This is a genomic window from Mycobacterium sp. E735 (genome assembly GCF_001666955.1).
Classification (GTDB): Bacteria; Actinomycetota; Actinomycetes; order Mycobacteriales; family Mycobacteriaceae; genus Mycobacterium.
This window is the reverse complement of record NZ_LZIX01000080.1, coordinates 1-14,309: the sequence shown is the minus strand read 5'-3', so window position 1 is coordinate 14,309 and position 14,309 is coordinate 1. Positions and strand designations below refer to the sequence as shown.

General features: G+C 71.0%; 11 protein-coding genes and 2 pseudogenes. 8 read left to right on the top strand and 5 right to left on the bottom strand.

Annotated features, from left to right (window positions below):
* Window positions 1–171, top strand: a pseudogene (locus tag A5704_RS28780) (hypothetical protein); the annotation flags it as partial.
* Here A5704_RS28780 and A5704_RS06770 read toward each other — a convergent pair.
* Complete coding sequence (locus tag A5704_RS06770; protein WP_067888075.1) at window positions 158–724, bottom strand: DUF488 family protein; 567 nt, start codon at window positions 722–724, stop codon at window positions 158–160. The pseudogene A5704_RS28780 and the gene A5704_RS06770 overlap by 14 nt on opposite strands.
* Here A5704_RS06770 and A5704_RS29710 point away from each other — a divergent pair.
* The 7 genes and pseudogenes from A5704_RS29710 to A5704_RS06740 form a co-directional block, all read left to right on the top strand.
* Window positions 617–1,486: pseudogene (locus tag A5704_RS29710) on the top strand (BadF/BadG/BcrA/BcrD ATPase family protein); the annotation flags it as partial. The gene A5704_RS06770 and the pseudogene A5704_RS29710 sit on opposite strands and share 108 nt — an antisense overlap.
* Window positions 1,487–1,603: 117 nt before the next feature.
* Window positions 1,604–2,479, top strand: a complete 876-nt coding sequence (gene murQ / locus A5704_RS29705) for an N-acetylmuramic acid 6-phosphate etherase (protein ID WP_067888078.1) — start codon at window positions 1,604–1,606, stop codon at window positions 2,477–2,479.
* A 56-nt stretch (window positions 2,480–2,535) separates the two neighbouring features.
* Window positions 2,536–3,060: a hypothetical protein gene (locus A5704_RS06760; RefSeq protein ID WP_067779202.1), complete on the top strand. Its 525-nt coding sequence runs from the start codon at window positions 2,536–2,538 to the stop codon at window positions 3,058–3,060.
* Between the two features lie 55 nt (window positions 3,061–3,115).
* Window positions 3,116–4,810, top strand: a complete 1,695-nt coding sequence (locus A5704_RS06755; protein ID WP_067888073.1) for an Hsp70 family protein — start codon at window positions 3,116–3,118, stop codon at window positions 4,808–4,810.
* Window positions 4,811–5,005: 195 nt separating this feature from the next.
* Window positions 5,006–7,981 (top strand): (Fe-S)-binding protein, encoded by a 2,976-nt coding sequence (locus A5704_RS06750; RefSeq protein ID WP_067888070.1) that lies wholly within the window; start codon window positions 5,006–5,008, stop codon window positions 7,979–7,981.
* Between the two features lie 133 nt (window positions 7,982–8,114).
* Complete coding sequence (locus A5704_RS06745) at window positions 8,115–9,404, top strand: pyridoxal phosphate-dependent aminotransferase (RefSeq protein WP_067779196.1); 1,290 nt, start codon at window positions 8,115–8,117, stop codon at window positions 9,402–9,404.
* 35 nt (window positions 9,405–9,439) lie between these two features.
* Window positions 9,440–10,702, top strand: a complete 1,263-nt coding sequence (locus A5704_RS06740) for a YibE/F family protein (protein WP_067779215.1) — start codon at window positions 9,440–9,442, stop codon at window positions 10,700–10,702.
* Here the strand turns inward: A5704_RS06740 and rfbA are convergent.
* The 4 genes from rfbA to A5704_RS06720 all read right to left on the bottom strand — a co-directional run bounded on the left by rfbA (window position 10,644) and on the right by A5704_RS06720 (window position 14,133).
* A complete protein-coding gene (rfbA, locus tag A5704_RS06735) occupies window positions 10,644–11,519 on the bottom strand; it encodes a glucose-1-phosphate thymidylyltransferase RfbA (RefSeq protein ID WP_067779192.1) in 876 nt (291 codons plus the stop codon). The genes A5704_RS06740 and rfbA overlap by 59 nt on opposite strands.
* Before the next feature lie 23 nt (window positions 11,520–11,542).
* Window positions 11,543–11,917, bottom strand: coding sequence for a nuclear transport factor 2 family protein (locus tag A5704_RS06730; RefSeq protein ID WP_067758450.1), 375 nt, complete (start codon window positions 11,915–11,917; stop codon window positions 11,543–11,545).
* A gap of 36 nt (window positions 11,918–11,953) precedes the next feature.
* Window positions 11,954–12,709, bottom strand: a complete 756-nt coding sequence (locus A5704_RS06725; protein ID WP_067779212.1) for a maleylpyruvate isomerase family mycothiol-dependent enzyme — start codon at window positions 12,707–12,709, stop codon at window positions 11,954–11,956.
* Between the two features lie 98 nt (window positions 12,710–12,807).
* The gene (locus tag A5704_RS06720; protein ID WP_067758447.1) at window positions 12,808–14,133 is read right to left on the bottom strand and encodes a UDP-glucose/GDP-mannose dehydrogenase family protein; all 1,326 of its coding nucleotides are present in this window, start codon (window positions 14,131–14,133) and stop codon (window positions 12,808–12,810) included.
* Between the last annotated feature and the right edge of the window lie 176 nt (window positions 14,134–14,309).

Sequence of the window (14,309 nt, the reverse complement as noted above, 5' to 3'; positions counted from 1 at the left end):
GTGCAGTGGGTTTTGGGCAACCTCGGCGCCATTCCCACCGTGCAGATCGACTACAAGACCTACAACGCCGCCGGCTGGACGATCAACGCCACCGCCGACGGCACCCGCTTCACCAACGACCACACCGGCCACGGCATGTTCGTCAGCCTCGACAAGGTCAACACGTTCTAAAGGCAGGTCCGGATCGCTCGGCTGCGCCGTCCCACACCAGGTGGCCGTCGGGGCGGCGGCGAGCGCCGTCGGCGGGGCGGTGCGGGCGCAGCCGGCCGTCCGGCATCAGGTGTCGCACCGGGACGGCGCGGCCGAGCTCCGCCACGTCGGCGATCAGCCGCCGGTGGCAGCGCCACCAGACGCTCTCGCTGCACATCACCGCCGTGGTGCGCCGGGCGGCGTCGGCCAGGACCTCGTCGAGCGCCGCGCCGAACTCCGGCGTCCGGGTGTACGCGGCGTACGCCCGGAATGCGGCCACCGTCCACCAGGCGTCCGGCTCCGGTTCTCCCGCCGCGACGTGGCGCCGCCCGCCCAGGCGTGGCTCCCATCGGTAGTCGATGCCGCGTTCGGGCAGCCAGCATTCCAGGGCCTCCCGCCGCACGTCCGGATTCGTCCGGCTGGCCGGATGCCGCCGCACATCCACCACCAGCGCAACCCCGGCGCCGGCAAGCAAATCCGCCAGCCGCTCACGGTCGGCCGTCCCGTGCCCCACGGTCAGCAACGCCCGCCCCACCAGACCAGTCTCCGCTCGACAAGGATGGGTGCGGTGATCCTCGCCGTCGACCTGGGTAAGACGTCGTGCCGGGCTTCGGCATGCGGCCGTCGGGCTGAGGGGCCGGGCGCGCCCGGGCTCGCGGCGCCCGGCGGCGTGCGGGCCGCGGAGGCGGCGATCCTGACCGTGGCCGGCGATCTGGCCCGCGAGCTCGGAGCGGTCGACGAGGTGATCGTGGGCGCGGCCGGGGCGGAGGCGGCCCCGGACGCGGCGCGCGCGCTGGGCGATGCGCTGCTGACGTCGCTGCGCGCGGAGCGCGTCGCGGTGACCAGCGACGCCGTGACCGCGCACGCCGGCGCCCTGAGCGGACAGCCGGGCGTCGTGCTGATCGCGGGCACCGGCGTCGTGGCGCTCGCGATCGATGCGGATGGTCGGTGGCGGCGCGCCGACGGCTGGGGCCCGTGGCTGGGCGACGAGGGCGGCGGCGCGTGGATCGGCGCAGCCGGGCTGCGCGCGGCGCTGCGCGCCCACGACGGCCGCGGCCCGTCCACCACACTGCTCGACGCCGCCCGCGCCCGCTTCGGCGCCCCGGAGACCTGGCCCGCGCGGCTCACCGGCGCCGCCGCGCTCGCGTCCTTCGCACCCGACGTCCTCGCTGCGCGGGGCGACGCCGCCGCGTTGGCGATCGTCGAAGCGGCGGCCGGGGCGCTCGCCGCGACCGCCCGCGCGGTCGGCGATGGCCCCGTCGCGATGGTCGGCGGCCTGGCCGGGTTCGAAGCGCTTCACGCACGGCTCGACCTCGTCCCCGCCGCCGGCGACGCGCTCGACGGCGCGCTGCGACTGGGGGCGATCCACGAGCCGCACCTGCTCCGCGTGCGGGCGGAACCGAAATCCGCTGCGGTGCAAGGGCTCGACGCGCTGACCACCGAAGCGGTCCGTCCGGGCCTGCACGACCTGGACGCCCGGCCCATCCGGGAGGTCGTCGCGCTGCTCGTCGACGCCGAAGGCGAGGCGCATGCCGCGGTGGCGGCGGCGGTCCCGCGGATCGCGGCGGCGGCCGAGGCGATCGCCGCGCGGCTCGAGCGTGGCGGCCGCCTGATCTACGCCGGTGCCGGCACGCCCGGGCGGCTCGGCGTGCTCGACGCGGCCGAGTGTGCGCCCACGTTCGGCACCGACCTGGTGCGCGGTGTGATCGCCGGCGGCCCGGCGGCGCTGACCGAGGCGATCGAGGGCGCGGAGGACGCGTTCGACGCCGCCGATCTCGCCGACCTGAGCGCCGCCGACGCGCTCGTCGGGATCACCGCGTCGGGCCGCACCCCCTACGTGCTCGGGGCACTCGAGCATGCGCGCGCGGCGGGCGCGCTGACGGTCGCGATCGTCAACAACCCGCACAGCGAGGCGTCAGCCGACGTGGTGATCGAACTGTTGACCGGACCCGAGGTGCTGGCCGGCTCGACGCGGCTGACCGCGGGAACCGCCCAGAAGGTCGCGCTCAACGCGCTCTCGACGAGCGTGATGATCGCGCTCGGCAAGGCCTACGGGCCACGCATGGTAGACGTCCGCGCGACCAACGCGAAGCTGCGCCGCCGCGCGGTGCGGATCGTCCGCGACGCGGCCGGCGTCGACGAGAAAACCGCGACCGCCGCGCTCACCGCCGCCGGGGGTCACGCCAAGACCGCGATCGTCGCGCTGCTCGCAGGCGTCGACGCGACCGAGGCCGCCGCCCGGCTCGACCGGGCGCGGGGACGCGTGCGCGACGCGCTCGGCCGGAACTGAGCGCAACGGCCCCGGGGCTCAGGGGGTTGGCAGCCGGCATCAGTACCATCGGTGCCGTGGCACGCAACGGCCCACCCGACGACTTCCACGAACAGGCGACCCGGCACGCCGACTACGGCGTCGCCGAGCAGCCCACCACCGGCGAACCCCCGGCGAACCCGCCCGAAGGGTTTGACCAGCCCGAAGCGTTCGGCGACCTGGAAAGCGAACCCACCCCCTGGTACCGCAAGCCGCCGCTGCTCATCGCCTGGCTGGTGTTCGTCGTCATTCTGATCGGGCTGATCGTCTACGGCATCACCGAATTGCTGAGCGGCGGGCAGGGCACCACCAGCCCGACCCCGAGCACCAGCAGCACCAGCGCGACGACAACCACCACCACGACCGCGCCGACGACCACCACGACGACGACCCCGAGCACCAGCAGCGCGGTCGAGCCGCCGGCACAGCAGCCGACGGGGCAGCCCACGCGCCAGCCCAGCCAGCAGGAGCCGACGCATCGGCATCATCTGCCCCAGGTGCCGTCGGTGATCACGGTTCCGGGCGTGCCCACGGTGATCACGGTCCCGCCGGGGCTGCGCTGACCCCCTCGGCCGCTAGGGTGAGGACCACCGGGCGATCGGAAGTGGGGTGCGGGGAATGAGCGAGTCGCTCGGGCTGTCGATCGGGGCGGCCAACTTGGTGGCGGCCCGCGCGGGAAGGGCCCCGGTGGTGCGCAGCGCCGTGTTGACCCTCTTCGAGCACCGCCCCACCGAAGTTGGCCTGCCCGAGGAAAACCCGAACCTGACCGAAAACGGGATGGTGCTGCGCGGATTCGTCGAGCGCGTCGGCGACCGGACGCCCGTGGTGGCTGCCGACGGGACTAAGTACCTCGGCGAGGTGCTGGCGGTCGAGGCGATCGAGGCCATGGCCCGCACCGTCGGCTACGGCACCCCGATCACCATCGCCGTGCCGGCGTACTGGTCCGACGCCCAGTTCACCGCGCTGCGTGAGGAGTTCTTCGCCCAGCCGGACCTCGCCCGCGGCGGGGTGGCCCCCGTGCTGGTGTCCGACGCCACCGCCGCGCTCGCCGCGCTGCGCGGCCGGCCGGGATTCCCGACGGCCGGCGTCGTCGCGCTGTGCGATTTCGGCGCCAGCGGCACCAGCATCACCCTGATGGACGCCGGATCCAACTTCGCCCGTATCGGCCCGTCGGTGCGCTACGCCGATTTCTCCGGCGACGGCATCGATCAACTGGTGCTCGGCCGCCTGCGGGCCTCCGATGACACCATGGCCGATCTGGGCAGCACCGTGCGGATCGGGTCGCAGAGCCGTCTGCTCGGCGAGTGCCGGCGCGCCAAGGAGCAACTGTCCACCGCCGCCACCGCCTCGGTCGCGGGCGGGCAGCTGACCCGCGCCGACCTCGAGCAACTGATCTCCGAACCGCTAGACCGATTCCTGAATGCCCTCGAGGAAGCGTTGCGCCGCAACGGGATTCCGAAATTGGCCACGATCGCGACGGTCGGCGGGGGCGCCGGCATTCCGCTGCTCACCGCGCGGTTGTCGGGGCGATTTTCGGTGCCGGTCCACACCGCGCCGCGGCCCGCGTTGAGCGCGGCCCTCGGCGCGGCGGCGCTCGGCGACCAGCAGGCGTCTGCGGGCGTCCCGACCGCCGCGGGCGCCGTTGTGGAATCCCCGACCGAGATGGTGGGCACCGGCGGAATCGACATGACCCAGGCCGCGTGGGCCGCCCAGGCGACCGACGTGGACGGTGCCCTGGCCTGGTCCCAGGACGCCGACGGCGCCGACGAGCCGGTGCCCTACACCGGGCGCGACGCCACCGGCGAGTATGCCGGTGCGGCAAGGACTTTCGACGATGACGCCGAAAGCCGCTACCCGGCCAAAGGCGGCGGGCTGCCCTGGTACAAGCGCACGGCGCTGGTCTTGACCGTCGCCGGCGCCGCGGCGGCGGTGCTGGTGGCCGTCCTGTTGGCGATCAACCTGGGGCTCACCAAGTCGAGCCCGGCGAAACCCACCGCCCCGAGCCAGCCGGCGCCCCCCCAAACGTCGCAAACCGTGACCATCACCGAGCCGAACGGCAGCACCACCGAGACGGTCCTGCCCCCGCCGCCGCCGTCGTCGTCGTCCGAGCCGCCGCCGACCACCACCACGACGACCCCGCCGCCGACCACGACCACCACGACGGAAGCTCCGACGACGACGACCACCACCGCCGCGCCGACCACGACGTCGCAGGCGCCCACGACATCGCAGGCGACCACCACGGCCGCGCCCCCGACGACGACCCGCTTGCGGCCGCTGCTGCCGCCCTTCGTGCCCCAGCCCCGGCCCTGACGCGAGTGCCACAGGTCACGGCGACGAAGGTCACACCCGCCCAGGCACACTGACGAAGCAGGCCACGGGCGGCGGTCAGCCTCCAAGTTAGGGCAGCCTTTCTCGCGGCGGAAGCTGCGGAGATGTAACTATGAGCAGGGCTGAGCAGGCAAACAATTCGCAGGCTGAATCAACGATGCATTGGGGAGACGTTCAGTGACGACGCAGATGCTCATCAGACTGATAGTGGGCATGGGCATGACGCTGGTCGTGGCCGCACTCGCTGCCAAGCGGGTCCTGTGGCTGTTCAAGCTGATCACGTCCGGGAAGCCGGCACCGGGGCACACCGACGAACCCGGCAAGCGAATCTGGGCGGAGGTCTCCGAGGTCTTCGGGCAGCGCCGGCTGCTCAAGTGGTCGATCCCCGGCCTGGCCCACTTCTTCACCATGTGGGGCTTCTTCATCCTGCTCACGGTCTATATCGAGGCGTACGGCTTCCTGTTCCAGGAGAACTTCCACATCCCGATCATCGGGCGCTGGGACGCGCTGGGCTTCCTGCAGGACTTCTTCGCCACCGGCGTCTTCCTGGGCATCACCACCTTCGCGATCATCCGGTGGCGGACCGAGCCGAAGGAATACGGCCGCTCGTCCCGGTTCTACGGCTCCCACACCGGCGGCGCCTGGCTGGTGCTGTTCATGATCTTCAACGTCATCTGGACCTACGTGCTGGTCCGCGGGTCCGCGGTCAACAACGGCACGCTGCCCTACGGCAAGGGCGCCTTCCTGTCCCAGCTGTTCGGCGCCATTCTGCGTCCGCTCGGGCAGCCCGCCAACGAGATCATCGAGACGACGGCCCTGCTGCTGCACATCGCGGTCATGCTGGCGTTCCTGATCATCGTGCTGCACTCCAAGCACATGCACATCTTCACGGCGCCGATCAACGTCATCTTCAAGCGGCTGCCCAACGGGCTGGGGCCGCTGCTGCCGCTGGAACACGACGGCAAGCCGATCGACTTCGAAAACCCGCCCGACGACGCCGAATTCGGCCGCGGCAAGATCGAGGACTTCAGCTGGAAGGCCATGCTGGACTTCGCCACGTGTACCGAGTGCGGCCGCTGCCAGTCGCAGTGTCCGGCGTGGAACACCGGCAAGCCGCTGTCGCCCAAGCTCGTCATCATGGATCTGCGCGACCACTGGATGGCCAAGGCGCCCTACATCCTCGGCGACAAGGAGAGCCCCCTCGAGAACACGCCCGAGGGCGGGATCGGCGAGGAGCTGTCAGGCGAGAAGCACGCCGAGGCGCACCACGTTCCCGAGTCGGGCTTCGGCCGCGTGATGGGCTCCGGGCCCGAGCAGGCCACCCGGCCGCTGGTGGGCACCGAGGAACAGCGCGGCGTCATCGACCCCGACGTGCTGTGGTCCTGCGTGACCTGCGGCGCGTGCGTCGAGCAGTGCCCGGTGGACATCGAGCACGTCGACCACATCGTCGATATGCGCCGGTACCAGGTGATGATGGAGTCGGAGTTCCCGTCCGAGCTGTCGGTGCTGTTCAAGAACCTGGAGACCAAGGCCAACCCGTGGGGCCAGAATGCCGCCGACCGCACCAACTGGATCGACGAAGTGGACTTCGACGTCCCGGTCTACGGCGAAGACGTCGACAGCTTCGACGGCTACGAGTACCTGTTCTGGGTGGGCTGCGCCGGCGCCTACGACGACAAGGCCAAGAAGACCACCAAGGCCGTCGCCGAGCTGCTCGCGATCGCCGGCGTGAAGTACCTGGTGCTGGGCACCGGCGAGACCTGCAACGGCGACTCCGCGCGCCGCTCGGGCAACGAGTTCCTCTTCCAGCAGCTGGCCGCCCAGGCCGTCGAGACCCTGGACGGGGTGTTCGAGGGCGTGGAGACAGTCGACCGCAAGATCGTCGTCACCTGCCCGCACTGCTTCAACACCCTGGGCCGCGAATACCGGCAGCTGGGGGCGAACTACTCGGTGCTGCACCACACCCAGCTGCTCAACCGGCTGATCCGCGACAACAAGCTGGTCCCCGTCACCCCGGTTTCTCAGGACATCACCTACCACGACCCGTGCTATCTGGGCCGGCACAACAAGGTGTACGAGGCGCCGCGCGAGCTGATCGGGGCCGCGGGGGCGACGCTCACCGAGATGCCGCGCCACGCCGAGCGCAGCTTCTGCTGCGGCGCCGGCGGCGCGCGGATGTGGATGGAAGAGCACATCGGCAAGCGCATCAACCACGAACGCGTCGACGAGGCCCTGGCCACCGGCGCGTCCACGATCGCGACCGGCTGCCCGTTCTGCCGGGTGATGGTCACCGACGGCGTCAACGACCGCTCCGAGGAGGCCGGCCGGACCGGGGTCGAGGTGCTCGACGTCGCGCAGGTGCTGCTCGGCTCCCTCGAATACGACAAGGAGACGCTGCCCGAGAAGGGCACCGCCGCAAAGGAAGCCGAGAAGCGGGCCGCCCAGGCGCCCAAGGCCACCGCGACGGTTGAGGCACCGGCCAAGGAGGAGGCGCCCGCCGAGGCGGCCCCGAAGTCCGAGGCCGCTGCTGCGGCGCCCGCCGCGCCCGTCAAGGGTCTCGGCATCGCCGGCGGCGCCAAGAAACCGGGCAAGAAGGCGGCCGAACCTGCCGGGGACGGCGAGGCCGAGGCGTCCGCGCCCGCCGCGCCCGCCAAGGGGCTGGGCATCGCCGGCGGCGCCAAGAAGCCGGGCGCCAAGAAGGCCGCGCCCGCGCAGGCCGAGGCCAAGGCGGGAGCGCCCGCGGAGTCCCCCGCGCCGGCCAAGGGGCTGGGCATCGCGGCGGGCGCCAAGCGCCCCGGCGCGAAGAAGGCCGCACCGGCCGCCGAGGCCCCCAAAGCCGAGGCACCGCAGGCGGAGGCTCAGCCGGCCGAGGCCGCCCCGAAGACCGAGGACAAGGCACCCGCGGCGCCGGTCAAGGGCCTGGGCATCGCGGCGGGCGCCAAGCGCCCCGGCGCGAAGAAGGCCGCGCCGGCCGCCGAGGCCCCCAAAGCCGAGGCGCCGAAGGCGGACGCCGAGCCCGCCCCGCAGGCCGAGGCCGAGCCCGCGCCCAAAGCGGAGCCGGCAAAGCAAACGGACGGCGAGCAAGAGCCGCCCGCGCAGCCGGTGAAGGGCCTGGGCATTGCCCGCGGCGCCCGGCCGCCGGGCAAGCGCTGATCCCCGACCTGTCGAGCGTGAAGCCACTGCGAAAAATCCGCGAAGATTTCGCAACAGCTTCACGCTCGGCGAGGGCTGTCGCGGCCGCACGGGCAAGCGCTGATCACGGTTTGACGCTTGACAGCAAATTTCGGTGGACAGTGGTGGCACCATTAAGGGCGTGACCACTCACCAGCTGCCCCTGCACGCCTCCGGCCATCACCGGCAGCGGGTCTTCGCGCAGTCGTCCAAGCTTCAGGACGTCCTGTACGAGATCCGCGGGCCCGTGCACCAGCAGGCCGCGCGGCTGGAGGCCGAGGGGCACCGCATCCTCAAGCTCAACATCGGCAACCCGGCGCCGTTCGGCTTCGAGGCCCCCGACGTGATCATGCGGGACATGATCCAGGCGCTGCCGTACGCGCAGGGCTACTCCGACTCGCAGGGCATCCTGCCCGCGCGCCGCGCGGTGGTCACCCGCTACGAGCTGGTCGAGGGCTTCCCCCGGTTCGACGTCGACGACGTGTACCTGGGCAACGGGGTCTCCGAGCTGATCACGATGACGCTGCAGGCCCTGCTGGACAACGGCGACGAAGTGTTGATCCCGTCGCCGGACTACCCGCTGTGGACGGCGTCGACGTCGCTGGCCGGCGGCACGCCCGTGCACTACCTGTGCGACGAGACGCAGGCGTGGCAGCCCGACATCGCGGACCTGGAGTCCAAGATCAGCGAGCGCACCAAGGCGCTGGTCATCATCAACCCGAACAACCCGACCGGCGCGGTGTACAGCCGCGAGGTCCTCACGCAGATGGTGGAGTTGGCGCGCAAGCACCAACTGCTGCTGCTCGCCGACGAGATCTACGACAAGATCCTGTACGACGACGCCACGCACATCAACGTGGCCTCGCTGGCACACGACATGCTGTGCCTCACGTTCAACGGGCTGTCCAAGGCCTACCGGGTCGCCGGCTACCGGGCGGGCTGGCTGGCGATCACCGGACCCAAGGACCACGCCGAAAGCTTCATCGAGGGCATCAACCTGCTGGCGAACATGCGGCTGTGCCCCAATGTGCCCGCCCAGCACGGGATTCAGGTAGCCCTCGGTGGCCACCAGAGCATCGAAGACCTGGTGCTGCCGGGCGGGCGGCTGCTCGAGCAGCGCGACGTCGCGTGGCAGAAACTCAACGAGATTCCCGGGGTGTCCTGCGTCAAGCCCGAGGGCGCGCTGTATGCCTTCCCCCGGCTGGACCCCGAGGTCTACGACATCACCGACGACGAACAGCTCGTCCTCGACCTGCTGTTGCAGGAGAAGATTTTGGTCACGCAGGGCACCGGATTCAATTGGCCGGCACCGGATCACCTGCGCATCGTCACGCTGCCGTGGTCCCGCGATCTCGCCGCCGCGATCGAGCGGCTGGGCAACTTCCTGGTCAGCTATCGCCAGTAAGCAACTTCGCAGCCGGCGCCTCTACGGTGGACCGGGTGACACACTCGCACTCCCACGGCCCGTCGGCTCCGGTCCCGGTTGAATCGCTGCCCGCGAGGATCGTCGTCGGGCTGTTGGTGGCGATCGGGGTGGCGGTGCTCGGCGGCGCCATCGCGCTGTGGCCCAGCCGCCAGCACGTCGACATCCCGATGCCGTTCCAGAACGCGGCCGGGGGTGCAGTGAGCACCCAGGCCGGGCACGTGCTGTCCAGCGGCATGGGCGACTGCGGCAGCCCGTCGGTCAGCCAGGTGCTCACCACCGCGCCGCAGCCGGCGCCGCCTGGCGCGGGCCGCTGTGTGCTGACGCTGGTGGCGATCGATTCCGGCCCCAACGCGGGGGCCAACACCCTGCTGGAGTCCTCCCCCGGCCCGGGCCAGCCCAAATTTGCGGTGGGAGACCATATTCGGCTCGTCCGGCAGGTCGACGACCAGGGCGCCACCAGTTACGCGTTCTACGACTTCGAACGCGGCTGGTCGCTGGTTGCCCTGGCCGTCGCGTTCGCGGTAGTGGTCGTCGCGGTGGCGCGGTGGCGGGGGCTGCTGGCGCTGGTGGGCATCGCGGTCGCTTTCGGGGTGCTGGTGGTGTTCGTGCTGCCGGCCCTGCGCGACGGCGCGCCCGCGGTCCCGGTGGCGCTGGTGGGCGCGGCCGCGATCCTCTATGCGGTCATCTATCTGGCCCACGGCGTGAGCCTGCGGACCAGCGCCGCGCTGCTGGGCACGCTGACGTCGCTGCTGCTGGCGGCTGGACTGTCCTGGGCCGCAATCCAACTGGCGCATCTGACCGGCTTGTCCGACGATCAGAACGCGACCGTCGGCGCGTATCTGGGCAACGTGTCGATCAGCGGCCTGCTGCTCGCCGGCTTCATCATCGGGTCGCTGGGTGTGCTCAACGACGTGACGGTGACCCAGGCCTCGACGGTGTTCGAGCTCGCCCACCTCGGCGGCTCACGACGCGCAATCTTCTTGGGCGCCATCCGAGTTGGCCGCGATCACATCGCCAGCACGGTGTACACGCTGGTGCTGGCCTACGCCGGGAGCTCGCTGCCGCTTCTGTTGCTGTTCAGCGTGGCCAACCGTTCGCTGACCGACGTGTTGACGGGCGAGAGCGTGGCCATCGAGATCGCCCGGTCCGCGGTGGGCGGCATCGCGCTGGCGTTGTCGGTGCCGCTGACGACGGCGATCGCCGCGGCGCTGGCCAAGCCTAGTGAAATCGGCTCCGCTCCAACAGATCCAGCAGGTAGCCGCCATAGCCGGACTTGAGCAGGGTGTTGGCTCGCTCGGCCAGCTGCTCGTCGGTGATCCAGCCCTGCTGCCACGCAACTTCCTCGGGGACGCTGACCTTCAGGCCTTGGCGTCGTTCCAGCGTTCGCACGAAGTCGCTGGCGTCCAGCAGGGAGTCGAACGTGCCGGTGTCGAGCCAGGCCGTTCCGCGGGCCATCACCTCGACCGACAGCTTGCCCCGGCTCAGATAGATCTGGTTGACCTCGGTGATCTCGTATTCGCCGCGCGCCGACTTCTTCAGGCCCTTGGCGATCTCGATCACGTCGTTGTCGTAGAAATACAGACCCGGCACCGCGTAATTGGATTTCGGCGTCTGGGGTTTCTCCTCCAGCGACAGCGCCATGCCGTCGTCGCTGAACTCGACCACGCCGTACGCCGACGGGTTGGCCACCCAATACGCGAATACCGCTCCGCCGCTGATCTTTTGGAAGCGGCTCAGGCTGGTGCCCAACCCGGGGCCGTAGAAGATGTTGTCCCCCAACACCAGAGCCACCGAGTCGGTGCCGATGTGGTCGGCGCCGAGGACGAACGCCTGGGCCAGGCCGTCGGGGCGTTCCTGCGTCACGTAGCTGATGCTGATCCCGAACTGCGAGCCGTCGCCCAGGAGCCGCTCGAAGCCCGCCGCGTCGTGCGGGGTGGTGATCACCAAGATGTCCCGGATCCCGGCCATCATCAGCGTGGACAGCGGATAGTAGACCATCGGCTTGTCGTACACCGGCAACAGCTGCTTGCTGATTCCCACGGTGATCGGGTGCAGGCGCGTGCCCGAGCCGCCGGCCAAAATAATGCCGCGCATGAGTGGCTCCCCTATTCCACTGCTTAGTTGACGAGGTCGGATTCGGTGAGTTCGGTGGCCGCCAGCGCCGACGCCAGGTCCTCGTGCCGGAACACGGACGTCACGTGGTCGTGCACCACCCGGAACGCCGACGCGGCGGACGTCACCGCCCCGGGGTCGTCCTGGGCGCTCACCTTCTGCTCGGCCACCACGACGCCGTCGTGCACGTACATCCGGCCCAGCTCCGCCGTGCCGCGCGGGGAAGCGGCCCACCGGCGCAGCGCCTCATGCCCCTGCGCGGCCCCGTGCGCGTCACCGATCTCGATGTCATCGCTCGACAGGGCCACCAGGGTTTCCAGGTCGGACGCGTTGAGCGCGTCGTGCCATGCCAGGACGGTGGCGATCTCCGAAGTGGTCATGGAGTGCAAGTTACCGTGTGCGCCATCTCGCCGTGGCTAGAGCGGGGTACGGTCCAGCCAGTTCTGCCACACCGCCTCGTCGCCGAACAGCGCGATGCCCGTGTCGGCGAGCGGCACCCGGCGCAGGATGGCCAGCAGCAACTCGGTCGCCCCGCCCCGCAGCGCAGCGGTGCCCTTGCCGTGCTCGTGCGCCCAGGTGATGCGGCCGGCGTCGACGCCGATCGTCCACTCGCCGGCCTCGCCGAGGCCGGGGTCGGTGGCGTGCAGGTGCAGGGTCTCGCCGTCCCCGAGCGGAAGCGGCGCCCCCTGCGCGCCGGCCTGGATCGCGACCCGCTCGAGCCATTCGGTGATCCCGTCGGCGGCGACGTCGGCGGCCAGCGTGAACTCCGCTCCCAGGGCGATGGCCGCGTCGGCCCGGTGCACGGCCACCTCGTGCAGGCGGCGACGCACCCACCAGTTCGCCGGGCGCTGCCCGAGAAAGGTCCACACCGGGGTTTCCACGCCCGTCAGCTCGACCGCATCGACCAGCCGTTGTGCACCGCCCCGCAACCAGGAGGCCGCATCGGCCGGGTCGGGTGGCGGCTTGCCGCCTTCGACGGACCGGAAGTCGAGGAACTCCTGGAGCCGCTCGCGCACGATCTGTGCCGCCCAGCGGTCGCCGCGGCCGACGTGGCGCAGGAGCTGGTTGAGGTCCCACCCCGGGCAGGTCGGCACGGGCTTGGACTGGTCCGCATGGCGGAAAAGCTCCGAAAAAGCGCGGTTCTCTTCGAGGAATGCGCCGGCATAGTCCACGCGGGTCAGGCTACTCGGCGGCTTCGCGCCGCGCGTCACGCCAGCATGGCATTCGCCGGTCGGCGCCACGCTGGCGTGACGCGCGGGGCCGGGACACCTCAGGGTCGCGGCGCGCCCAGCCGGAACACCCGCCAGCCCGCCTGCTTCCAGCGGGCGGCGTCGAGGCAGTTGCGGCCGTCGACGATGACCCGGGCCCGGACGCGGTCGGCCAGGTCGGCCGGATCGAGGTCGATGAACTGCCGCCACTCGGTGAGCACCAGCACCGCGTCGGCGCGGTCGCAGGCCTCCTCGACGGAGACCGCGTAGTTCAGCGTCGGGAACAGCCGCTGCGCGTTGTCCAGCGCCTTGGGGTCGTAGACGTTGACCGCGGCGCCGTTGAGCTGTAGCTGCCCGGCGACGTTGAGCGCGGGCGAGTCGCGCACGTCGTCGGATTCGGGCTTGAACGCGGCGCCGAGGACGGCGATGTTCGCGCCCAGCAGCGAGCCGCCGCACGCGGCGCTGGCCAGCTCCACCATCCGGGTGCGCCGGCGCATGTTGATGCTGTCGACCTCGCGCAGGAACGTCAGCGCCTGGTCGGCGCCCAGTTCACCGGCGCGGGCCATGAAGGCGCGGATGTCCTTGGGCAGGCAGCCCCCGCCGAAACCCAGGCCCGCGTTGAGGAATTGGCGTCCGATGCGGGGGTCGTAGCCGAGCGCGTCGGCCAGTACGCTGACGTCGGCGCCGGCGGCCTCGCACACCTCGGAGATGGCGTTGATGAACGAAATCTTTGTCGCCAGAAAGGCATTGGCCGAAACCTTGACCAGCTCCGCGGTCTGCAGATCGGTCACCAGGAACGGCACGCCGTCGGCGAGCAAGGGGCCATACAGCTCACGCACCGCCGTCTCGGCGCGCGTCGAATCCTGTTGCACGCCAAGCACGATGCGGTCCGGATGCAGCGTGTCGTGCACCGCATAACCCTCGCGCAGGAATTCGGGATTCCAGGCGATCTCGACGTCGACACCGTCCGGCGCCAGCGCGGCCGCGCGGTGGTTCAGTTCGGCGGCGGTCCCCACCGGAACGGTCGACTTCCCCACCAGCACCGACGATCTCGTCAGCCGCGGCACCAGCGCGTCGACGACGGCGTACACGTGGCGCAGGTCGGCGGCGTACTCGCCCTTCTTCTGCGGCGTGCCGACGCCGAGGAAGTGCACGTCGGCGAACTCGGCCGCCATGTCGTAGTCGGTGGTGAACCGCAGCCGCCCCGCCGCCAGGTTCTTGGTCAGCAGCTTGCGCAGCCCCGGCTCGTAGAACGGAATGTCACCGCCGGCGAGCTTGGCGACCTTGCCCGGGTCGATGTCGACCCCGATCACCTCGTGGCCCAGTTCCGCCATTCCGACGGCGTGGGTGGCGCCCAGATATCCGGTGCCGAAGACGGTGCATCGCATATAACCGGTGTAGGTCGCCGCGATGAGCTAACTGCATCGGCCCGCTGATCGGGAGGCAAACGGCAGATGACAGGTGGTGCTGAAGCTCCCGCCATCGGGCTAGCGGCGATCGCAAGCGCGGCGCAGCCGGGCGAAGCGGGTCGCCGCCATCGGGCTAGCGGCGATCGCAAGCGCGG

Bases quoted from the DNA above. Each gene is read 5' to 3' on its own strand.
- A5704_RS06730 (WP_067758450.1), bottom strand. From the start codon at position 11,917: ATGACCACTTCGGAGATCGCCACCGTCCTGGCATGGCACGACGCGCTC.
- A5704_RS06720 (WP_067758447.1), bottom strand. From the start codon at position 14,133: ATGCGATGCACCGTCTTCGGCACCGGATATCTGGGCGCCACCCACGCC.
- A5704_RS06755 (WP_067888073.1), top strand. From the start codon at position 3,116: ATGAGCGAGTCGCTCGGGCTGTCGATCGGGGCGGCCAACTTGGTGGCG.
- rfbA (WP_067779192.1), bottom strand. From the start codon at position 11,519: ATGCGCGGCATTATTTTGGCCGGCGGCTCGGGCACGCGCCTGCACCCG.